The organism is Levilactobacillus parabrevis ATCC 53295 (assembly GCF_001434055.1).
Classification (GTDB): domain Bacteria; phylum Bacillota; class Bacilli; order Lactobacillales; family Lactobacillaceae; genus Levilactobacillus; species Levilactobacillus parabrevis.
In genome coordinates, this window is sequence record NZ_AZCZ01000004.1 from 15,671 (window position 1) to 37,528 (window position 21,858).

Below are 21,858 nucleotides of genomic sequence, written 5' to 3' on the forward strand. Positions count from 1 at the left end.
TTCTCCTTATTTAGAAAGTTTAGATGACTCACGAAACGGGTTGCCATCCAGATACGCCGCCGGGGCAACTGCTTGCCGCCGACGGTAAGTCCAGATAATCAACGCGCCAATGAACAACACCACCGAAAGTAGTTGTGAGACCCGCAGACCCCCGAACAACATCAGGCTATCCGTCCGCATTCCTTCAACGAAGAAACGCCCAAACGAATACCATAGCACGTAACTCAGGAAGACTTCTCCCTGCTTAAAGAGTCCGGGCGTGTGCCGCAGACTCATCAACACAATGAACCCCAAGAGGTCCCAGGTTGACTCGTACAAGAAGGTTGGCTGCCGGTAAGCACCGTTGATCAACATCTGATTAACGATGAAGTTTGGCAGGTGCAGGCCCTGCAAGAAGGCCAGGCTGGTGATGCGACCGAAGGCTTCTTGATTCATGAAGTTGCCCCAACGACCGATGGCTTGTCCTAGAATAACCGTCGGTGCGGCCACATCGAGCATTAGCCAGACCGGGATGAACCGGGACCGGCAGAAAAAGAACACGACAAGTCCGGCCCCAATCAGGGAGCCATAGATGGCAATGCCCCCATCCCAAATGGCAATAATCTCGCCGGGATGTTTGGCGTAGTACGGCCACTGAAAGACCACGTAGTACGTGCGGGCCGCAATCAATGCCGCTGGTAGTGCCCACAGAATCATATCGTAAATATCGTCGGGATTGATGCCCCGGCGACGACCTTCGCGCACCGCTAAGATGACCGCGATGACGACCCCAGTAGCAATAATCACGCCGTACCAGTGCACAGCGATGGGGCCTAAGTGAATGGCGATGGGATTAAGCGCCGCCATGATTGGTGAAAAAATAACGCCCATCTCCCCTATTTATTTTGTGAGTTTTGTTTAATCAAACGATTCAGATTTTCGTCGAATACCTTGGTAGCATCGTAACCCATGGAACGGGCCCGGAAGTTCATGGCCGCTGCTTCAACGATGATTGCCAAGTTACGCCCAGTCCGCACTGGGATGGTAATCTTAGGCACGACAACGTCAAAGAACTTCTGTGATTCACTGTTGTTCCCTAACCGGTCAAAATGATTGTCATCTTTCCAGGCTTGCAAGTGGACAATGAGATCGATGTCCGTTTCCGCACGAACGGCCCCGGCACCAAACAGATTCATCACGTCGATGATCCCAATCCCTCGAATTTCCAAGAGGTGACTGAGAATGGCGGGAGCGGCCCCAACCAAGGTCTGTTCATCTTGTTGATAGACTTCAACCCGGTCATCAGCAATCAACCGGTGACCCCGCTTAACTAATTCCAAAGCGGTTTCACTTTTACCAACGCCGGAATCCCCGGTGATCATGACCCCGACACCATAGATGTCGACCAAGACCCCGTGAACCGACTGGCGTTCAGCCAATTTGCCTTCAAGGAAGTTCGTCATATTACTCAAGACTCGGGACGTCGTCAGCTTCGTTCCCAGAATTGGAATCCCAGCTTCCTCGGCGGATTGCTTGAGTTCTTCTGGTGGATCCAATTGGGTGGAAATCACGAACGCCGGCGTTTCAGGTTGACACATTTTCCGCATGACGTCGAGTATCTTCTCGTGCGTCATCCCTTTGGCAAAGGACGTTTCCGTAATCCCCAACAGCTGAATCCGCTTTGCTGGATAGTAGTTAAAGTACCCGGTTAATTCCAAACCGGGACGTGAAATATCGCTGGTCGTAATCAGCCGATCCAAGTGATCCTCACCGGAATAAACATCCAGGCGATTTGCTTTCACAAGATCAGCCACTGTAACACTCTCTGGCATAGGAGTTCCTCCTTATTGCATAGTGAACTACCTTTAATTTTAGCACTTTACCTGGACGACTCCTACCAAATTCGCCCGTATTGGGTAACTTAATTACGGGCGAAATGGTCGCTGATGATTGCGTTAAACACTGACATGATAATCGCCACAATCAATGTGACCCCAAATGAGGCGAAGGCAAAACTACTACCCACAAACCAGGATGTCAGTTCTAGCATGATGGCGTTGATGACCACACTGAATAATCCTAGTGTCAGAACCGTGATTGGTAGCGACAGAACAAATAGAATTGGCTTAACCACCGCATTGAGTAGTGCTAAAACAAAGCTGGCAACGAGCGCGATCCAGATACTTGAAACGTAGAAGTCATTTTGAAAGCCACCCGCGAGTGAGCTTTGAAAGAACCCCGCTAGAGCCAGAAAAATGACGGCATTGACCAAGATTCGGGTCCAAAAACGCACATTACTCACCGTCCTTGTGTGAGTCCTTAACGTCCTGTTCCGTGACATCATGAATCACCTTACGCCCATTATCTTTGGGTGCTGGGCTCGCTCCACGGAAGAGGTCCCGAAAGTTCGGGCCCTCACCCTCTGCGCGTTCTTCTAGCGGCATGAACGTGTATAAGATCACATAAATTGCCAGGCCCAAGATTCCGTGAACAAATGGGATAGCGATGGTAACCAAAACATAGATCAACCGTAAGAGATTCGCATTCCAGCCAAAATGTTCAGCGATTCCTCCCAATACACCGCCCAATAGGCGATTAGTCCGTGAACGTGTAAATCCTTTTTTTGCTGCCATTGACGGCCACTCCTTTTTTAAAGTCATTAGATTTCCTTTTATGGCAAGAATAACGAAAGCGGCCACTGAAAGCAAGTTTCCAGTGACCGTTCGTCTAAATCTTCATCTTAGGTTAAGCTTTGGGTGTCTGTTATCGCCTGCGGTTGCCAGAATTCCGACTGCTTTGGAGTCGATACAGATGTTGTCAACGCCTTACCGGGCAGTGGCAATCAACCGGAACGCTGTGGGTGGACGTCCAGAGCCAAAGAGCGGTCTCTGAACTTGCTTTGAACCTCTGAAAACCGAGTTTCAAAGACACCAGTTCTCTAAGTGGCAAAGTTCACCACTAAGAGAACTCCCACGGCTGGGTTGATTGCCACTACCCTCACGGCTCACATCCGTTTGGCCTCCGCACCATTCGCACCGTCACCTTAGTTCCGTTCCACTACATTGATTAAACCTATGATACCAAAACAGCAGTCCAAATTGACTGCTGATAAACATGGTTCTATTGTATGGTACACACGATGATTGTCCCATCAGCAGGTGGAATTTCCGGCTGACGGAGACGCCTATATCAACTTTCAATTTTCAGTTGTAGTCACGGAAACAATTGGGAATGTTCAAACTACACTGATAGATAACGCCTATGTCAGCCGCAGGGATGGCTAAAATGGGCTCAGCCGTGGGAATTGACTAGTTGGCAAGCTTGCCAACTAGTCAATTGGTGGATTTAAGACGCGACTCTTAGCGGCTTAAATCCAAGCTTGAAGACCGCTCTTTGGCTTCAAGCGTCCCCCCACAGCGTCACGGCCCATTTTAGCCATCCCGGAGGCCCCAGACATCAGCCATGTGGCCAATCAGATTGCTAGTTGGGACTGTCTGAATTGGCGGGATTGAGTTCGATGATCTGGCCGGACTTCAGGTAGACGATCCACTCACACACGTTCGTCACGTAATCCCCGATTCGGCTCAGGTCCTGCGCCACATTGAGGTAAATTGAAGCGCCAGTCTCGAATGCTGGGTCCAACCGCATTTGCTGATAGCTGTCCGCTCGAATCTGGTGGTTCAGCTGGTCCAGCTTGCGGTCGACTTCTGCCAACTCGCGTGCGGCATGCTCATCCTTGTTGACGTACGCGGTCAGTACATCGCGAATCATTTGCGTGGTAATCTGACTCATTTCACCAATCAATTGCTCGAGCACGGGAATCTTCTGCTTGCTCCCAAATTTAATGGCGGAGTGGGCCACGTTTCTCGCGTGGTCCGCTGCCCGTTCCAATTCCGAAACAGCCTTCAAGATCGTGACAATTTCCCGTAGGTCGGTCGTCACTGGTTGATACAACGCAATCATTTCAAAGGTCTTCTGCTCCAGCGAAATTTCGCGTTGGTTGATTTCGTGGTCATGATCGATCAGCTTTTGTGCCGCAACAGCATCGCGGTTCATAAAGGCGTCGACCGCTTGTTGCACGACCTCACTGACCAACATGCCCATTTCCGTAAAGTCAGCGTCTAGTTCTGCTAACTCATCATCAAACAATCTGCGCATAACTTGCCTCCTTAACCGAATCGGCCGCTGATATAATCTTCCGTTTGCTTTTCAGCGGGATTCATGAAAATATTTTTGGTTTGGTCCACTTCCACCAACTCACCGTTCATGAAGAAAGCGGTTCGATCTGCAATCCGAGAGGCTTGTTGGAGATTATGGGTTACTGTAATAACCGTATAATCGTGGCGTAAATTCAAGAGGGTTGTTTCAATTTGGCTACTGGAAACGGGATCCAAGGCGCTGGTCGGCTCGTCCAAGAGGATAATTTCTGGTGAAACGGCGAGGACCCGCGCAATGCAGACCCGCTGTTGTTGCCCACCGGACAAGGCTAACGCACTTTCGTGAAGGTGATCCTTGACTTCATCCCACACAGCAGCCTGCCGTAAGGATTTTTCAACGACCGCATCTAACTTTTCCTTATCTTTCTCACCGGCGATTCGCAGCCCATAGATAACATTGTCGTAAATGGAGAACGGAAACGGATTAGGTTGTTGGAACACCATGCCAATTTCCTTACGAATCTGCACGGTGTCGGCACTCGGTGCATAGAGATCCTGGCCCTTAAACTTAATGGTCCCAGTAATCGTGACGTTGGGAATCAGGTCATTCATCCGGTTGAGTGTCCGTAAATAGGTGGACTTCCCACACCCGGATGGCCCGATCAATGCCGTAATTCCTTTAGCATCAAAGTTCAAGTTGATGCCCTTCAAAGCTTCCTTGTCCCCGTAGTACAAATGTAGATCTTGGGTCGTTAAAATTTCCTTACTCATTTTCAATTTTCCTCCTCTTAACCGAAGTTCCCCGAAACGTAATCGCTTGTGATCTGAACCTGTGGATTAGTAAAAATATGGCTCGTGGTATCGTATTCCAATACCCGCCCCTGATTGAAAAATGCCGTATATTCACTGATCCGTCCAGCTTGTTGCATGTTGTGCGTGACGATAATGATGCTGTAATTCTGCTTGAGTTCTAACAACGTATCTTCTAACTGACTGGTCGACACGGGGTCCAACGCGCTCGCTGGTTCATCCAACAAGAGGATGTCCGGTTTGACAGCGATGGCTCGGGCAATGCAGAGTCGTTGGGCCTGCCCCCCTGATAACGCCAGCGCACTCTTATTCAGGTCATCCTTGACCTGATTCCAGAGAGCCGCCTGCTTCAAAGACGTCTCAACAATTTCATCAAGCTCGTGCTTATCGGTCGTCCCCCGCAGTCGTAGCGCAAAGGCAATGTTATCGTAGATAGACTTGGCAAATGGATTCGGTCGTTGGAAGACCATCCCCACGCGCCGCCGCATCTCATACACGTCGATGCTGGGCTGATTAATGTCGACGCCCCGGTACATGATGCGCCCCGTCACCGTGGCAATCCGGTCGTTCATCCGGTTTAAGGAACGCAAGAACGTCGACTTACCAGAACCAGACGGCCCTATCAGCGCCGTAATCTGATTGCTGGCGAACCGCAAGTCACCCTCGGAGATGGCCTCCTTTTTACCGTAGTAAACGTGCAGGTCCTCCGTAGATAAGATGGTCGGATGGTCTGCGTCTGCTGGTTGTACAATGTGCCGTTCCAACATTTCTGTGTTGCCCTGAACATCATTACTTAGAAACATGGCTGACCCTCCTTTACGCTGACGTTAATCGTTTGTATAGCCGCTTACCCAGGTAACGGGCCGCGAAGTTGAATAATAAGATGGCGAGGACCAACACTGCCGAGGAACCGGACGAAATTGCCTTAGCATCCGGCATAATTCCCTCGGAGTTGATCTTCCAAATATGAACCGCCAACGTTTCGGCCGGTCGCATCGGATTCAGCGGACTGGAAATGTTAAATGGATTCCAGTCGGTAAAGTCCAACGCCGGTGCACTCTGACCGGCCGTGTAGATCAAGGCAGCAGCCTCACCGAAAACTCGGCCAGCACTCAGGATAACCCCGGTCAGGATGCTTGGCACCGCTGCGGGCAGGATGACCCGAGTGACCGTTTCCCACCGCGACAGCCCCAGTGCCAGGCCCCCTTCGCGTTGCGTCGTGTCGATGGTCCGTAAGGAATCCTCGATACTTCGCGTCAGCAAAGGGAGGTTGAAGAAGGTCAAAGCAAAGGCCCCGGACAGAATCGAGAACCCCAGGCGCAACTTGACTACGAAGAACAGGAAGCCGAAGAGCCCCACCACCACGGAGGGTAGCGAACTCAAAATTTCAATTGCCGTTCGAATCGTGGTTGTAACCCAGTTATCCTTGGCATACTCGTAGAGGTAAATGGCCGCGCCCAATGCAATTGGAAAGGAAATGAGCATGGCCAGAATCAAAAGATAGAAGGAATTGTACAATTGAACGCCGACCCCACCGCCCTTGAGAAAGGCTTTCGCGGGAGCCGTCAGAAAGTGCCAACTCAACTGTGGCAAACCACTGACCAGAATATAGCCGAGGAGGGCCAACAAAATCAAGACAACTAACCCGGCAACGCCGTATAACGTCCCAATTGCCACTTTATTTTGCGTTTTTGGATTCATCACTATTGGAGACGCCCCTTTCGACCGATCAAGCGAACGATCAGGTTAAAGACTAACGACATGAGCAACAGTACCAATGCTAATGACCACAAGGCATTGTTCTGCAAGGAGCCCATGACGGTGTTTCCAATCCCCGTGGTCAACACGGAGGTTAACGTGGATGACGGGTCAACTAAGCTCCCCGGCATCAGCGCGGCGTTCCCAATGACCATCTGAACGGCCAATGCTTCACCGAAGGCCCGTGCCATACCGAAGACCACGGCTGTCATCAGGCCGGGTGTTGCCGCCCGAAGGACCACCTTATAGATGGTCTGCCACTGCGTCGCCCCTAAAGCCAGCGAGGCTTCCCGGTAATACCGAGGAACCGCACGAAGCGCATCGACACTCATTGAGGTCACCGTTGGTAAAATCATGACGAACAGGACACAGGTTCCCGAGAGAATCCCAAACCCGCTCCCACCAAAGATAGCCCGCGTTACTGGAACAACAACGGAAAGCCCAATGAACCCGTAAACTACGGACGGAATTCCTACCAGAAGTTCGGTGACCGGTTGGAGAATCTTGGCCCCCTTATTCGGGGAAATTTCATTCATGAAGACCGCCGTCCCAATAGCAAACGGCGTTGCGACGATCGCTGAAAGCACCGTAATCAGGAATGACCCCATGATCATCGGCAATGCCCCAACTTCCGGCTTACCATTGGCATCCGTAACGCCCGGGTTCCAGCTCTTCCCCGATAGGAAGTCCCAGAGACTAACGTGATTGGTAAAGAAGGTGGCAAGCCCCTTGGAGGCCACAAACCCAATAATTCCGACCACGACCGCGACGATCAGGATCAGCGCCGAAAAACTGACGACCTTACCCCAGATTTCTAGTTTAGCTGCCTTGGAGTGGCGTTTGAGCTGTTGCTCCAGTTGCTGGGTAGACTTCATCATTTGGCGCCTCCTAACTGCTTAATTTGGCCGTTAACGTCACGTTCGACCTTCATCTGATCCGGCGACAGGTAGCCTAACTGCCGAACCAACGTCTTCTGAATGGCCGGTGACTGCACGTAACGAATGAAGTCCTTCGTTAAACCTGTCGGCTGACCCTTGGTATAGAGATGTTCGTAAGACCAGATTTTCCAAGCGTTGGTCTTGACGTTGGCTTCCGTGGGCGCCACTTTGTTCAGCGCAATGTCTTGTACAGTGTTATTGACATAGGAAAAAGCCACGTAACTAATGGCTCCCGGTGTGGTCGCCACGATTTGGCGCACCATCCCGGATGAATCTTGCTCTTGCGAGGTCTTCGATTGATGACCTGCGAGGCCAAACTGCTCAAAGGTCGCCCGGGTGCCACTCCCCTGAGCGCGGTTGATCAATACAACGGGAACATCGGCACCACCAACCTGTTTCCAGTTGGTGACCTTACCCGTGAAGACCTGAATCAATTGGGCAGTCGTCAGGTTATTGATGCCAATTTTCTTATTCACAATCGGCGTAATGCCGACAACAGCTACCCGGTGATCGACTAGCTCGTCCGCCCGGATGCTCTTCTGTTCGCCCGCGAAGAGGTCGGAGTTCCCAATTTGAACGGCACCTTCTTGAATCTGACTCAGCCCCGTTCCGGTTCCCCCACCTTGAACGTTGATGAACGTTCCTAAATGATCACTTGTGTATTCTTCACCGGCTGCTTCTACTAAGGGTTGCAAGGCCGTAGACCCCACCGCCGTAATAGATTCACCCGCGTGACTGACCTCGCGCGTTTGGTAAGCAAAGAGGCCCAGACCTACGATAACCAATAAGCCCAGTCCTTGCCACCAGCGTTTCTTCGACATACCGCTAACCTCCTATCGGCCGAATGTTGCCATCCGACCCTTTCGAAAATAAGTATACCGAACGAATGTAAATGTCATGTAGACGTATTGTAAAGGTTATGTAAATATAGCCCATTCACGCAACTTTTTTTAGGCGAATGGGTGTCTGCCCCTGATTACTGGCGTGGCTAACTACTAACTGGACTTTCTAGTTGGTCACGGCCGGCTACACCTCTGACCTCCTCCGACTTAGATTAACTCTAACCGCAGTGAATGACGTCATCCCCCAAAACACCTCCACCAGGAAAGAATCTAAACCAAAAAGCCACAATGGCAGTCATCCCATTGCGGCTAATTATCTCGATCTATGCCTTGCCAATCATTCTCATCTTTCAAATTCTCGCCAATTATATCCAACAGTACGGCCACTCTATTTGATCGTCTTCACTAACCGTGGATTCCCACTGATATAACCGCCAGCCACCTGGTAGCGTAACGTGTCACCCTTACTAAAGTTGTTGGCGTTGGAGTAGTCTCAGCCCCGAACTTTGAAAACGGCCTGTGTGTTCTTGGCGTAGTGGTGGTTGCGCGCTGTCAAGTTAACGGTGTTGTAGCGATTCAATGCTTGTTTAGCTCGAACCCGCTTAGGCATCGTCTTCTTTCCCGCTTGGACTAATGTCTTGTTGGCCGTCACGTAACGACCGTTGCTGAGCACGAACCGCGTGGTCAGGTTGTGTTCCACGACTCTCTTAACGGTGAGAACCTGTCCCTGACGGTAGTGTGCCACCTTGCCCGTCAAATTCTTCTTACTATATGCATTGATGCCTCGCGGATTGATAACCGTGACCTGCTTGTGCTTTGACCCATAGTAAACGGGTGTCGTGTACTTGCTGTTGGTCGTCACGTAACCAGTCTTACCGGCCGTCTTGCTGTGATGATTGACATCTTTGACCTTATAACGTGCCACGCCATTCTTGGATTCCGCATACCCGGTTACCACAAACATTGGCCGGTTCAAACGTGATTTGCGTTGATACCACTGCTTACGGGCCTGATTCGTAAAGGTTGCCTGCTGATAAAGACCGATCTTCTTAGTGGCGTAAATCACCGTGCCCTCTGGTACCGCCGTGTCGCCATCCCCACCGGTTTGCAGATCAGCGCGGTAGACGTAGGTCACGGTCTGTGCCGTACTGGTAAATTCCCCGGTTGCGTTCGCCGGCGTCTTGGTCAACGTGTACCCTTTAACTTTAGCCGCCTCTGCCTGGTAGGCACTGCCCAAGCTTCCCGTCAGTGTCTGACTCGGTGCGACCTGGGTGCCATCCTCGGCCACGTAATGAACCGTCACTGGTTGACTCGTCACCGGCAGCGGGTCAGGTCCGGGATCAGGCGTCACAACGTCCTCATACCAAGAGCTGAAGGACTTAAATTCAGTTGAAAGCATCCCATCGTATTTGTACGTCCCATCAGCCTGTAGCTGCAGGTAATCCGTCAGCGGCTTAGTCGATAAGGCCGTCAACTGCCGTTCGGTGGCATCCGGATCAACCATAGCAGCCAGTTTTGCAGTGGCCTGATCTAAATCACCTAAATGATACGTCCTAAGATACATCTTGCAATTCCCAATCATAATTTGATAGAAATTCTCAGGAGTCGTGGCTAACGTCTGTTCAACCTGCTTCATGATGCCCGCACCCTCAGGAGTCTCGGCTAGTTTAGGTTTGAGATTAGCCTCATAGTCCGCCTGAACTTCTGCCTGCGTCGTTTGGTTCAAGAAAACCTTGGCCCCGGTGCTGAAGTCCCAGGCAAAATAATATGCGGCAACTGCATTCGACTTGATATAGTCCGCCGCGGTCATCCCAGTGGCCTCTTCACCGCCAGCCTCTCTAATCACATAATCATAAAGGCTTTCCCCGGGTAGCAACGAAATCTGAGAGCTCGCCAGTTCCGGAATGCTGTTGGCAAATTCTGCCGCCTTGTCGTCATTAGGATACTTGGCGATCATCGCTTGAATAAATCCCGGCTGCTCCGCTTGAGCCCGGGTCACGCTAGTCCCCCACTCAGGGTACCAATAAACTTTTTGTGTCCCGTCTTTACCACTGATTAGCGTGTAAGGCATCTCCACTGTACCAATCTGGTACGTTTTTTCAGCGGCAGCCACTCTGGCAATCGGTTGTGTCCCAACCGCCGTCGTGTCCGCCAGTGCAATACTAGGACTCAAAATCCCCCCTAGTAAGAGTAATGTCAGTCCTGAAATGGTAAGTCGCTTCATTATCTTATTCATTTGGCTCACCCCTTAAACTTTTCGCCGTTATATCTATAGACAGTATATCATGGTCAGCCTGATTAGTCGCGCTTATTTTCCTATTAGAACAGCATTGGTTTCTCTGAGCAAAGACTTGGTTAGGCCAATGATTAGCCAAATCAGGGTGTTACACATAATCCAAATACTGGGTAAATTTTATGAAAACAGGTCCTCATCGTCCCCGTCTTCACTAGCGAACCAACTAAAAATGGCGGTCCCATCATCGCTGACGAGCACCACCATTTCATTTACACATAATTTTCAATTATTCTCATTTAACTCGGTGCACTCACTGGAAAAGTCATCGTGACCGTGGTCCCCTCATCCAGCTGACTCTGCAAGTCAATCTTACCATTCAACGAGTCCACCAGTTCACGCACAATGGCCAAACCTAACCCACTCCCACTGACCCGTTGATTGGAGTGAGACACCTCAGCCCGGTAGAACCGCTCAAAGACTCGCAACTGATCCTGTGGTGAAATACCCACGCCAGTATCCGCGATGCTTAGCGACCAAGTCTTAGTCGTCACCGCTGCAGTGAGCGTCACGCTGCCCCCGGATCGGTTATATTTGATGGCGTTTCCCAGCACGTTCTTCAAGATCTGATCGAACTTGTGCTGATCCGTCACGGCAACCAGATCCGCTGGCACCTGATTGACCAGGGTCACTTGGTTGACGGCAGCCAGCGGTTTCAGTAGGGAGACTTGCATCTCAACCTGTTGCCCCACCGGCACTTCAGCAGCCTCCACGGCGTTCCCCGATTCCAAATGTGAAATCGTCAGCACGTCGTTAATCAATTCAACCAGCCGTTCACTCTGCTGGTCGATAATTTCTAGGAACTCCGTTAACTTCTCGGGGTCGTCCTTAGCCCCCGCTAAGAGGGTCTTGGCAAAACCAGAGATCGCCGTCACTGGCGTCTTCAGTTCATGCGAGGCATTGGACACGAAGTCCACCTGCATCTGCTCGACCGCGTAGACTTCGGTCACATCGTACAGCAAGACCAACACCTGAAAGTAATCCTGGGAGGTCTCGGTATAGATGGCCTGAGCATCGACAGTCCGCTCGTTCGGCGTCCCCGGTAACTTTAACACACGATGCTGGGTCGCCGACTCGCTCAGTGCCGAGTTGATCAAGCTAGCCAACTCAAACTGGCGAACATCCTGTGTAAATGGATGCCGACGTGGCGAAATCTGTTGTTGTAGAAACTGCTCCATTGCCGGATTGGCTAACTCAACCTTACGATAACGGTCGATTACCATGACCCCGATTGGCAGGTAATCCAGTAGCGTCGCGAATTCCTGATTCTGACCGGCAATCTTACGCTGAACCTTGCGCTGGTGCGTCTGTAAATAATTAATTTGCAACGCTAACTGGTAGAAGGGGTCATGCGGCGACAGCAACACGTGGGCTGGTGTCTCTTCGTGCCGAATCCCCTCAACCTTTTTGGTGAGAATGCCGATCCGCTGATTGCCCCAACGCAAGAGGTAACTGACGCCGGCCATCTCGATCAATGCCAACGACCACGCTATCAGGAGAGCAATCCCCAATTGCGAGGGCCGCACACACCAAACGAGCAGACTATTTAGGCTCCCGCAGATCACCAGCACGGCGAGTAGCCGCCTCATGACTGTGCCTCAAAGGTGTAGCCGAAACCCCGCACTGTTTTTAACAGCACCGGATGTTTCGGATCAATTTCAATTTTTTCGCGTAAATGGGACACGTGAATATCGACCATCCGCGTTTGTCCACTGTAATCGAAGCCCCAGACACCTTCCAGTAATTGCTCACGACTCCAGACCTTCCCTGGCCGTTTGGCAAAGAAGAGTAAGAGTTCGAACTCCTTGGGCGTTAGGTCGATCGACTGGTCCCCCCGTTTGACCTGGAACTTGTCCTGATCAATCGTCAGATCAGCCACTTGCAAACGACTCGCAACCGACTTAACGGGCTTTTCTTCTGGCTCATCCTCGTGGTACCGGCGCATGACCGCCTTCATCCGGGCAATCACCTCACGCGGACTGAAGGGCTTGGTGATGTAATCATCGGCCCCCAGTTCGAGTCCAAACACGGTGTCGAACTCACTGGTCTTAGCCGTAATCATGATGATGGGTGTGCTGATTTTCTCCTGCCGCAACCGTTTGGTCACTTCAACACCATCTAACTTCGGTAGCATTAAATCTAACAGAATGACATCAAACTTTTCGTGTAATGCCAAATTCAACGCCTGCTCACCGTCAATTGCCGTAACCACCTGATAATCTGCTTGTTCCAGGTTGTACTGCAGCAACGTCACGATTGCCGGCTCGTCATCGACGACTAGGACTCTGCTCATGGGTTATGCCTCCTGATCTCTGAATAGAACGATACCGATTTCGTGTGGCGCACCGGCATAAATTGCCGTCTCCGTCACTTTTAACTCACCCGCCATGTTCCGAACTTTCAGGTGACAGTAAGTTGGATTAATCAGTAACGCTTCATAAAAGGATGTTTCGCTGTCAATTGGTTGGTGATTACATTCAAGAATAATATCACCAGCAACCAGATCGAGTTTTACTGCCGGCGTCTGGGGGCGAATTGCGAGGACCCGCACCCCATCGTCAACTTGAGAATACCAGAATTGTTGGTGCTCGTCATAACGTTTTGCCCGCCATAGGACGATAGCGTAACCAACCAGCAACAGGATCAGTAAGACTGAAAAGTCCTGTGGTCGCGCGGTCGTCCAGCCAAAGAAGCCCATGGCAATGACTGCTAACCTGATCATCCATTTAGCAAGCTTTTGATAAACCACGCGGGGAATCTGCCGGAAGACTGTAAACCGCAACCCAACTAATAGCGGCACCACTAAAATAGCGAAGGAATGACCATGAATGGTCAGAAGTGGCCAAAAGGCCCAGTGACTAGCGAACCAGTCTCCCGGAACCAGCGTCACCATGGGTAAGACTAAGAACTCACGCCACGGATATCCGGCGATACGCTTTCCCCGTTGCTTGGCATAAATTCGTGGTGCTGTAAAACGGCCACCGTAATGGGACAACCAGTGCCCGAGAAAAAGAAAGAAAAACGCCGCCAACCACAAGTAATTCTGTGCTGGAACTTGGCTTGCTGCGCCATTTCCCCAAATCAATCCGGTCGGCGCCAAACTCGGCCAGTCGGTTATGTAAGCTCCCCCAAAGTAAGTGGCAAGCGAACTCACCACAATCAACGTTAAGGGCAACACCGTTGTTGGTAAGATCACCAACGTGAGGGTTGCCAAGATTTCATAAATCACGATCCACAGTAGTGGTAGGCTAAATCCTACCGCCAAATTTACCACTGAAAGACCCAGGCCCAAAACAACTCCCTGCGTCAGAAAGTGACGTAATTCAAAATGATCACTATAGACGGCGCTCCCAAAGCTCCGCCGTTCGCGTTTGATCCGTGAGCGACTCGTCACCCACAACCGCAGTACCGCGACCCACACCATGAGCTGCAGGAGGTAACTGCCACACGCTATAAACATCCGCATGTCATCGACACCTTTCTTGAAAAAATAACTGTCCCCAGTATAGCATGAAAGAAAAGCGGGTCGCACGACATTCGTGTTACCCGCCTAATGATTTTACAAAATGACTACTACCGCTGGCGACTGAGAGCGAAACCAGCAGCCTTTTGGTGCACGTTTCAACCATATAAGATGGTTGAGGTTTTGTTCCAGACTCCTGTTAACGCTAGGTTCAGTCTGGATTCTTCTGACTGAGTTGCCATTGCAAGTAGGCGTCAATGAAGGGATCGAGATCCCCATCCATAACGGCTTGCCCATTCCCGGTTTCGTAATCCGTCCGGTGATCCTTAACCATCGTGTACGGATGGAAGACGTAGGAGCGAATCTGCGACCCCCAGCCAATATCCATCTGTTCACCTTCGATGGCGGCTTTTTCCTGAGCCTTCTTTTCCTCTTCACGTTCATACAACTTAGCTCGCAACATCCCCATCGCCGTCTGCCGGTTTTGGAGCTGTGACCGTTGTGCCTGACTCTGGGTCACGATTCCGGTTGGAATATGGGTAATCCGCACGGCCGATGACGTCTTGTTAACGTGTTGCCCACCGGCACCGGACGCCCGATAAACGTCGACTTTCAAGTCAGCCGGATTGATGTCCACGTCCACGGTATCGTCCAGCTCGGGTAAGACATCCACGGAAGCAAAGGACGTGTGACGCCGACCCGCCGAATCAAATGGTGAGATCCGCACGAGACGGTGCACCCCTTTTTCGGATCTTAGATAACCGTAGGCGTTGTGCCCGGCAATCAACAGTGTTGCGCTACTCAAGCCAGCAACTTCACCTGGCTGGTAATCCAGCACCGTGACTGTAAAGGCGTGCTGATCTGCCCAGCGCGTATACATCCGCATGAGCATTTCACCCCAGTCTTGGGATTCAGTGCCCCCAGCGCCCGGATGAATTTCCAGAATCGCATTGTTCCGGTCATACTTCTGGTTCAATAACTGATTCAGGCTGTACTGATGTAAGGCATCCTGAGCGGCTTTGAAATTCTGTTCGAACTCCACCTGCATATCTGCATCGGGTTCTTCTTGCAACAATTCCACGGCAACTTCCAGGTCATCAATCTGATCGTTGAGGCTCTGGAATTCTTCAACCTTTTTCTTCATTTCATTGGTTTCATCAATCAGTTTTTGGGCCGACTGCGCATCGTTCCAAAAATCAGGTTGGGCCATCTGACTTTCATTGATACTGATGCTCTCGTTCAGGGCATCAAAGTCAAAGTGACCCCCTAAAGCCGGCAAGTTGTTCCTTCATGGTCGCAATGTTACGTTTGGCATCGCTGAGTTCCATAGTGGTTGGCTCCTTTTTTTATTGATTTTGTGATTTTTCGTTTTTTGTGTGTTGCGTTTCGATGGGCCACATTTACATGCTTATTGGCTATATTGCCGAAACGTGTGCTCATGGGCAGTCAGTTCCGCTTAACCCCGCTAAGCCAAAAATCCAAGACCGGGATTTTTACCTTAGCGACGTTAATGCTCGCTGACTAACCACCCATGATCACACTCTTTTTCAAAAAACGAGGCCGGAATCTCTTCCCGCCTCGTCTCCCGTACTAACGGGTAATATTTTGTCGAATTTCTGACTTCATGAATAATCGGGTGGCATCGTAATCGATGTCAGAGATCATTTCACCAAACATCCGGAATCCTTCTTGTTGATATTCAACTAATGGGTTCAACTGACCATAGCCCCGCAGACCGATTGATTGACGCAATTGGTCCATGGTGTCGATGTGGTCCGTCCAGTGAGAGTCCACACAACGTAAGAGCACAACCTTTTCGAATTCCAACATTTGAGCTGGATCGTAGAGTTGCTTTTGCTTTTCATTGTAGACATCTTCGGCTAAGCCCATGAAGTAGGCCTTGATCTCATCAGCCGACTTGCCCTTCAATGCATCCAGGCTGATCTTTTCTGGTGAAACCATTGCGGAGATCCCGAAGTCGAGTAACGTATCCAAATCCCAATCGGATTGGTCACCCTGGGTGTGTAAGTTAACCACCCGGTCAACGGTCCGTTGGATCATTGGCATCAAGACCCACTTGAGGGACTTGTCTTGGTTAATGACTTGGTTACGTTCGCCATAGATGACATCACGCTGTTGCCGCATAACATCATCGTATTGCAGCACGTTCTTCCGGGAATCGTAGTTGTTCCCTTCAACCCGCTTTTGGGCAGATTCAACTTGCTTCGTAATCATCCGGCTACGGATAACGGCATCTTCACCGTCAACGTTCATCCGTTCGAGGAAGTTCTTGACCCGTTCGGAACCGAACCGACGCATCAAATCATCTTCCAAGGACAGGTAGAACTGGGTCATACCAGGGTCACCTTGACGACCGGAACGCCCACGAAGCTGGTTATCAATCCGCCGAGATTCGTGTCGTTCAGTCCCGATAACGGCTAAACCACCAATTTCAACCACGCCGGGTCCCAATTTAATATCGGTCCCCCGCCCAGCCATGTTGGTCGCAATGGTAACAGCACCACGTTGGCCGGCGTTTTGAATGATATCGGCTTCCTTCGCATGGTTCTTAGCGTTCAAGACCACGTGCGGAATGTTTTCATCATCCAACCGTTGTGAAATGTATTCGGACGTTTCAACGGCAACGGTACCAATCAACATTGGTTGACCCTTTTCGTGTAACATCTTGATTTCATTAACCACGGCATCAAACTTGGATTCCAAGGTTGGGTACAACAGGTCAGGTTCATCGACCCGGACAACCGGCTTGTTGGTTGGCACGGAGATAACGTCCATGTTGTAGATTTCCCGGAACTCTTCAACTTCGGTCTTCGCAGTACCCGTCATCCCGGCAAGCTTCTTGTACATCCGGAATAAGTTTTGGTACGTGATGTTGGCCATCGTCTTCGTTTCTTCTTGAATCTCGACGCCTTCCTTGGCTTCAATGGCTTGGTGCAGCCCGTCGGAGTACCGACGACCTTCCATAACCCGCCCAGTAAAGGAATCAACGATCAGAACTTCGCCGTCTTGAACCACGTAGTCTTTGTCCCGCAGCATGATGAAGTTTGCCCGTAAGGCTTGATCCATATGGTGGGTCAACGCCGTGTTATCGGTGTCGTATAAGTTCTTCAGGTTAAAGTACTTTTCAGCCTTTTCAATCCCAACGTCGGTCAAAGCCACCGTCTTGGATTCAAGGTCGATCTTAAAGTCTTCTTTTTCGTGTAACGTCTTGGCGAAACGGTCAACCCGTTTGTAAAGGGCACTCGTTCCTTCAGACTGACCAGAAATGATCAATGGCGTCCGCGCTTCATCAATTAAGATGGAGTCAACTTCATCGACAATCGCGAAGTTCAGGGGCCGTTGAACCATATCTTCCTTGTAGACAACCATGTTATCACGCAGGTAATCGAACCCGATTTCCCCGTTGGTCGAATACGTAATATCGGCCTTGTAGGCTTCACGCTTCTCTTCAGGGGACTTTTCAGCGGAGTTTAACCCCACGGAAAGGCCCATCCAGTTATAAAGTTCACCCATTTCAGTGGCATCACGTGCGGATAAGTATTCGTTAACCGTAACAACGTGCACCCCTTCGCCAGCTAAGGCGTTCAGGTAAACGGGCATGGTCGCGGTCAAGGTCTTCCCTTCACCGGTCTTCATTTCGGCAATGTTACCTTCATGAAGCACAATTCCCCCCATAATTTGGACGTGGAATGGATAGAGGCCGAGGACCCGCTTTGCGCCTTCACGAACGGCAGCGAAGGCTTCAGGCAGTAAATCGTCCAAGGTTTCGCCGTCTTGATAGCGTTGCTTTAATTCTGGCGTTTTTGCTTGCAGATCTGCATCTGAAAGCTTTGCGTATTCATCAGCGTAAGCACCGACTTCATCCGCTAATTTACTGAGGCGTCGTAAAGTCCGTCGATCACTTTCGACCCATCGTTTCAAAATATTTGCCATGTGAGAATTCCCTTCAGTACATTTTAATAAGTCTGCGTCAACCACTCCCGGCTTACACCGGTAGTTTGTGGATCCAACGCCGAACAGCGCTGCCACCACAATTACCCCCAAATTGAACTGAGTTAGCCCCAATCCTAGGAGTTATTGCTGCCCACAGGTTGCTGGGCGGACAGCTGGATAATCTTAATAAAATCGCTCATTCTTTTGCAAGAATAATCCTCGTTGCCAGCAAGTTAAACTTGCCGCGCACGAGACAGTGATTTCAACCGTTTATTTTGGCAATAAATCAATCTACATTTTAACACTAACCCAGCCAATATGAAACTTTTCTAATCATGTAAATGCCGTAAAACCGCTTTCTTTCGCATGATTATTGACTAAAATAGTCACTAAACTATCACCCTTATTGACCCCAGGTCTACGCCAACCTCCTCCCAAGCGGGAATCGCGTCGTTTCAGCTGGTCTAGTCCCTAAGAGTAATCTTATTAATTTTACCAGATTAACCGCTGAATGTATCGCTTTTTGCATAACAGTTGCTTAACAATCCCATGACAGATTGGCATATGGGTTAGCCCCCTTAATCATTCGACAATTCCGGCAAAAGCGGTAATTCTAAACGCCTATTATCCTCGACACGCTGCCAATAACGCCATAACAGTCATTTTGAAATAGCGTATCCAACGTTCCAGAATGCTCAGCAATATCAACTTATTTTTATATAAGACGCATTGTTTGGCAAACGACCGAACTGAAAATCATCAATCTGAGGTTATATTAAAAGTCGCTTAGCTAACGTTAATAGCACATTGACTATCAAGGTTAGCCGTGAGGGTGGTAGTGAGGCGAATGAACATTAACGTTCTCGGTGCAAACTAAAAAGCACCGCACAAGGCGGTGCTTCATTAGTTTAGTTAACATTATTGGTTATTGGTCATCGGCTTCGATCAAACCGTAGCGGCCGTCATTACGACGGTACACAATGCTAATGCCGTTCGTTTCAGCATCTTCATAGATAAAGAAATCGTGGCCTAACATGTCCATTTGCAGGACAGCCTCTTCATTATCCATTGGCTTCAACGAAACGCGCTTGGTCCGAACAACCTCTAACTCCTTACCTTCAGCTGGTTCTGGCTCCGCAGCTTCGGGTGCGAAATCAAGGTTCTTGTAACCTTTTTCCCGGGACTTACGGTTAACTTTGGTCTTGTACTTGCGAATTTGCCGTTCCAGCTTATCGGTAACCAAATCAACACTTGCATATAAGTCCGGAGAAGTTTCCTCTGCCCGTAATGTCAAGTATGGGAGTGGGATTGTTACTTCAACCTTCGCTGTCTTGTTCTGGTAGACCTTCAGGTTGACATGCGCAATTGCCTCAACTTTGTTGTCGAAATATTTCTCCAACTTGCTGATACGCTTTTCAACGTAATCCCGTATTGCGTCAGTAACTTCGATGTTTTCACCACGAATATTAAATGTGAGCATAAAACTTCTCTCCCTTCAACCAAGAAACACTTGGCTTGCTCAGCATTAGAAGGACCACTCTTCTAATATGCTTTGCTTACTATTATTATAATAGAAAGCCCTATCAGAAACAATTATTCTCACGAAATTTAATGGTGCTCAACGCGCTAAAGTCAAGCTAGTAACCGCTTTCGCGCCCCCTAAATAAATTTGGCTCGCCGCTTGTCGCAATGTTCTCCCCGTCGTGTAGACGTCATCCAACAGTAACACCCGCTGATTCACAATGATTTTTGCTGCAGCGGCGTCCAACATAAACGGTTGTGGCGTCACCAATCGCTCTGCTCGAGTCTTAGCCGATTGAGGCTGAGATTTGTGATCCGCTTTCACTCGTAACACCTGCTGAAAGGGCTGACCATGCAGCCACCCTGTGACCTGGTTAAAGCCCCGGGTCAGCCACGTCCGTTGATCCACTGGAATTGGGACCAACACATCATAACTTTGTTGGGCTAAAGCTTGGTACAGTGGGGTCTGTAGCGCCTTACGCAGGGCATAATCTCCTTGGAATTTATACTGCTGCATGTAAGCTTTCATCCCCGCATCGTACTGAAAAAGCGCCCGATTCGTCAGTGTCTCTGCCCCCCAACGCTCACAGTCATGACACCGAACTGTCGTCGCCTGCTGCCGACCGCACGCCGGACAGTGAGCGCCAGTAATCGGCGTAAATCGCTCCTGACAGTTGAGACAGAGGGCTGGTACCGGCAACGGTCGCCAGCGCAACAAGTCCTGCAGGGTCACCGGGGGCTCGAAAGTTCGGGCACACCACACGCAGATAGTCATGGTCGCCGCCCTCCCCGTTGCTTTCCCTGTCGATTGAGTCGCGTAATCATCACCTGCGCACGCCGAACGGCCCGGGTCTGCGTTTGGACGTAGCAGGTCACTTCGCCCCCTGGAAATTTTGCGCTCCGCCCAGCTCGTCCGGCAATCTGAACCAGTGCCGCCGTTGAAAAGACGGCATCGTCACCACCCAGAATCACCACCGCAATATTGGGAAAGGTCACCCCCCGCTCCAGAATCGTGGTCGTCACTAGAAAAGAGAGTCGTTGATCGCGTAACGCCTGAACCTTGCACGTTCGTTCTGGATCGGCGGCGTGGACACTAACCCCACCACGGATGCCTTGTCGTCCTAACTCAGCCATGATCTCTGGGAGGTCACGGACGTGGGGGACGAACAGCAGAAATCGTTGCCCCTTCTGTAGATAAGTTAGGAGTTGTTGAATGAGGGGACGCGGTAATCGCCCCTTGCGTAAATATTCTCGCCACCGCCACGCCAATTTCACCCGCAGTTGTGGCAAGAGATAACCATGGTAGCGCAAGGGTAAATAAGTCGCGACCAGCGTCCGTTGGCGAATCTGACGCTGCAGCTTTTCGCCTGGCGTGGCTGTGAGGTAGAGATGCTGGCCCGTGGGCTTCTCGGCGCGTGTAATCGCCAATTGGAGTAACGGACTCGTTGCCAATGGAAAGGCGTCGACCTCATCCACAATGATCCAGTCAAAGGCGTGTTCGAACCGTAACAACTGGTGGGTTGTGCAGACGGTCAGCTGACTGTAGCGATACGGAGCCGGTTGCTCCCCGTACAATACACACTGGCTGACTGCCGCAAATGCCGCTTGAATTCGTGGAGCGAGCTCCAAACAGACGTCCACCCGAGGTGAAGCCCAGGCGACTCGCCATCCTCGTGCAACAGCCCATGCCAATGCCGGGTAAACAATCTCAGTCTTTCCAGCCCCAGTCACGGCCCACAACAATTGACTTTGGCCCTGCTGGACGTGCTGGCGAATCTTCTCGGCGGCCCGTTGCTGATCCGGACTCAATTTTCCCGTCCAAGTCAGCGGTGACTCTGATGGCGAGAACCGATTGGGCTCCGGAATAGTGTATAATTTAGTCTGTGAGGTCACCCGCCCTAGCTGTAGGCACTGGCGGCAGTACCACGCCCCATTCGGCAGCTGATCCGAGTTCGCCAACCACTGCTGACACCGTTGGCACTGATACCGCTGACCAACTCGCTTTACGGCCAGCTTTCCCGTTCCCAACCGGTCCGTCCCGGTGGTAGCTGGTAAGCGGCGACCAAAATACTCTGATAAATTAATCATGAAGTTCCTCCCATCTGGTGGTACAGGAACTAACTCCGTAAAAAGCGGCGAAATA

Annotated in this window: 19 protein-coding genes; all 19 read right to left on the bottom strand. The window is 50.6% G+C overall.

Annotated elements, in window-relative coordinates; translation table 11 throughout:
• Positions 1 to 6: 6 nt before the first annotated feature.
• The 19 genes from lgt to FD07_RS01790 all read right to left on the bottom strand — a co-directional run bounded on the left by lgt (position 7) and on the right by FD07_RS01790 (position 21,803).
• Positions 7 to 870, bottom strand: coding sequence for a prolipoprotein diacylglyceryl transferase (lgt, locus tag FD07_RS01700; protein WP_020088206.1), 864 nt, complete (start codon positions 868 to 870; stop codon positions 7 to 9).
• Positions 871 to 875: 5 nt separating this feature from the next.
• The gene (hprK, locus tag FD07_RS01705) at positions 876 to 1,811 is read right to left on the bottom strand and encodes an HPr(Ser) kinase/phosphatase (protein ID WP_020088205.1); all 936 of its coding nucleotides are present in this window, start codon (positions 1,809 to 1,811) and stop codon (positions 876 to 878) included.
• A gap of 89 nt (positions 1,812 to 1,900) precedes the next feature.
• Entirely contained in the window at positions 1,901 to 2,272 is a 372-nt protein-coding gene (locus FD07_RS01710; RefSeq protein ID WP_020088204.1) for a phage holin family protein, read from the bottom strand.
• A gap of 1 nt (position 2,273) precedes the next feature.
• Positions 2,274 to 2,612 (bottom strand): PspC domain-containing protein, encoded by a 339-nt coding sequence (locus FD07_RS01715; protein ID WP_020088203.1) that lies wholly within the window; start codon positions 2,610 to 2,612, stop codon positions 2,274 to 2,276.
• Between the two features lie 847 nt (positions 2,613 to 3,459).
• Positions 3,460 to 4,137: a phosphate signaling complex protein PhoU gene (gene phoU / locus FD07_RS01720; protein WP_020088202.1), complete on the bottom strand. Its 678-nt coding sequence runs from the start codon at positions 4,135 to 4,137 to the stop codon at positions 3,460 to 3,462.
• An 11-nt stretch (positions 4,138 to 4,148) separates the two neighbouring features.
• Positions 4,149 to 4,907: a phosphate ABC transporter ATP-binding protein PstB gene (pstB, locus tag FD07_RS01725; protein WP_020088201.1), complete on the bottom strand. Its 759-nt coding sequence runs from the start codon at positions 4,905 to 4,907 to the stop codon at positions 4,149 to 4,151.
• Positions 4,908 to 4,924: 17 nt separating this feature from the next.
• Entirely contained in the window at positions 4,925 to 5,713 is a 789-nt protein-coding gene (pstB, locus tag FD07_RS01730; RefSeq protein ID WP_235804776.1) for a phosphate ABC transporter ATP-binding protein PstB, read from the bottom strand.
• Positions 5,714 to 5,762: 49 nt separating this feature from the next.
• Positions 5,763 to 6,647 carry a phosphate ABC transporter permease PstA gene (pstA, locus tag FD07_RS01735; protein WP_027825863.1) on the bottom strand — a complete coding sequence of 295 codons (885 nt, stop codon included), beginning with the start codon at positions 6,645 to 6,647 and terminating at the stop codon, positions 5,763 to 5,765.
• Between the two features lie 2 nt (positions 6,648 to 6,649).
• Positions 6,650 to 7,579: a phosphate ABC transporter permease subunit PstC gene (pstC, locus tag FD07_RS01740; protein ID WP_020088198.1), complete on the bottom strand. Its 930-nt coding sequence runs from the start codon at positions 7,577 to 7,579 to the stop codon at positions 6,650 to 6,652.
• A complete protein-coding gene (locus tag FD07_RS01745; RefSeq protein WP_020088197.1) occupies positions 7,579 to 8,463 on the bottom strand; it encodes a phosphate ABC transporter substrate-binding protein in 885 nt (294 codons plus the stop codon). Before FD07_RS01745 ends, pstC begins: the two co-directional genes overlap by 1 nt.
• A 514-nt stretch (positions 8,464 to 8,977) precedes the next feature.
• Positions 8,978 to 10,720, bottom strand: coding sequence for a DUF5776 domain-containing protein (locus FD07_RS12575; RefSeq protein WP_020088196.1), 1,743 nt, complete (start codon positions 10,718 to 10,720; stop codon positions 8,978 to 8,980).
• Between the two features lie 296 nt (positions 10,721 to 11,016).
• Positions 11,017 to 12,366 (bottom strand): sensor histidine kinase, encoded by a 1,350-nt coding sequence (locus FD07_RS01755; protein ID WP_020088195.1) that lies wholly within the window; start codon positions 12,364 to 12,366, stop codon positions 11,017 to 11,019.
• The gene (locus FD07_RS01760) at positions 12,363 to 13,070 is read right to left on the bottom strand and encodes a response regulator transcription factor (RefSeq protein WP_020088194.1); all 708 of its coding nucleotides are present in this window, start codon (positions 13,068 to 13,070) and stop codon (positions 12,363 to 12,365) included. Before FD07_RS01760 ends, FD07_RS01755 begins: the two co-directional genes overlap by 4 nt.
• A gap of 3 nt (positions 13,071 to 13,073) precedes the next feature.
• Positions 13,074 to 14,243: a PDZ domain-containing protein gene (locus FD07_RS01765; protein WP_020088193.1), complete on the bottom strand. Its 1,170-nt coding sequence runs from the start codon at positions 14,241 to 14,243 to the stop codon at positions 13,074 to 13,076.
• 208 nt (positions 14,244 to 14,451) lie between these two features.
• Positions 14,452 to 15,568 (bottom strand): peptide chain release factor 2 gene (gene prfB / locus FD07_RS01770; protein WP_155823016.1). Its coding sequence is split into 2 segments (ribosomal slippage): positions 14,452 to 15,495 and positions 15,497 to 15,568, totalling 1,116 coding nucleotides; the frame shifts between segments, so codons are not numbered across the junction.
• A 262-nt stretch (positions 15,569 to 15,830) separates the two neighbouring features.
• A complete protein-coding gene (secA, locus tag FD07_RS01775) occupies positions 15,831 to 18,194 on the bottom strand; it encodes a preprotein translocase subunit SecA (protein WP_020088191.1) in 2,364 nt (787 codons plus the stop codon).
• A 925-nt stretch (positions 18,195 to 19,119) separates the two neighbouring features.
• Positions 19,120 to 19,674 carry a ribosome hibernation-promoting factor, HPF/YfiA family gene (gene hpf, locus FD07_RS01780; protein ID WP_020088190.1) on the bottom strand — a complete coding sequence of 185 codons (555 nt, stop codon included), beginning with the start codon at positions 19,672 to 19,674 and terminating at the stop codon, positions 19,120 to 19,122.
• 138 nt (positions 19,675 to 19,812) lie between these two features.
• A complete protein-coding gene (locus FD07_RS01785) occupies positions 19,813 to 20,490 on the bottom strand; it encodes a ComF family protein (protein ID WP_051089581.1) in 678 nt (225 codons plus the stop codon).
• Entirely contained in the window at positions 20,487 to 21,803 is a 1,317-nt protein-coding gene (locus tag FD07_RS01790; RefSeq protein ID WP_020088188.1) for a DEAD/DEAH box helicase, read from the bottom strand. Before FD07_RS01790 ends, FD07_RS01785 begins: the two co-directional genes overlap by 4 nt.
• Positions 21,804 to 21,858 lie beyond the last annotated feature (55 nt).

Excerpts from the sequence above, each read along its gene's own strand:
- FD07_RS01715 (WP_020088203.1), bottom strand. The coding sequence starts at position 2,612 with ATGGCAGCAAAAAAAGGATTTACACGTTCACGGACTAATCGCCTATTG.
- pstB (WP_020088201.1), bottom strand. The coding sequence starts at position 4,907 with ATGAGTAAGGAAATTTTAACGACCCAAGATCTACATTTGTACTACGGG.
- hprK (WP_020088205.1), bottom strand. The coding sequence starts at position 1,811 with ATGCCAGAGAGTGTTACAGTGGCTGATCTTGTGAAAGCAAATCGCCTG.
- FD07_RS01755 (WP_020088195.1), bottom strand. The coding sequence starts at position 12,366 with ATGAGGCGGCTACTCGCCGTGCTGGTGATCTGCGGGAGCCTAAATAGT.
- FD07_RS01760 (WP_020088194.1), bottom strand. The coding sequence starts at position 13,070 with ATGAGCAGAGTCCTAGTCGTCGATGACGAGCCGGCAATCGTGACGTTG.
- pstA (WP_027825863.1), bottom strand. The coding sequence starts at position 6,647 with ATGAATCCAAAAACGCAAAATAAAGTGGCAATTGGGACGTTATACGGC.
- secA (WP_020088191.1), bottom strand. The coding sequence starts at position 18,194 with ATGGCAAATATTTTGAAACGATGGGTCGAAAGTGATCGACGGACTTTA.
- FD07_RS01765 (WP_020088193.1), bottom strand. The coding sequence starts at position 14,243 with ATGCGGATGTTTATAGCGTGTGGCAGTTACCTCCTGCAGCTCATGGTG.
- phoU (WP_020088202.1), bottom strand. The coding sequence starts at position 4,137 with ATGCGCAGATTGTTTGATGATGAGTTAGCAGAACTAGACGCTGACTTT.
- pstC (WP_020088198.1), bottom strand. The coding sequence starts at position 7,579 with ATGAAGTCTACCCAGCAACTGGAGCAACAGCTCAAACGCCACTCCAAG.
- FD07_RS01785 (WP_051089581.1), bottom strand. The coding sequence starts at position 20,490 with ATGACTATCTGCGTGTGGTGTGCCCGAACTTTCGAGCCCCCGGTGACC.
- pstB (WP_235804776.1), bottom strand. The coding sequence starts at position 5,713 with ATGTTGGAACGGCACATTGTACAACCAGCAGACGCAGACCATCCGACC.
- hpf (WP_020088190.1), bottom strand. The coding sequence starts at position 19,674 with ATGCTCACATTTAATATTCGTGGTGAAAACATCGAAGTTACTGACGCA.
- lgt (WP_020088206.1), bottom strand. The coding sequence starts at position 870 with ATGGGCGTTATTTTTTCACCAATCATGGCGGCGCTTAATCCCATCGCC.
- FD07_RS12575 (WP_020088196.1), bottom strand. The coding sequence starts at position 10,720 with ATGAATAAGATAATGAAGCGACTTACCATTTCAGGACTGACATTACTC.
- FD07_RS01790 (WP_020088188.1), bottom strand. The coding sequence starts at position 21,803 with ATGATTAATTTATCAGAGTATTTTGGTCGCCGCTTACCAGCTACCACC.
- FD07_RS01745 (WP_020088197.1), bottom strand. The coding sequence starts at position 8,463 with ATGTCGAAGAAACGCTGGTGGCAAGGACTGGGCTTATTGGTTATCGTA.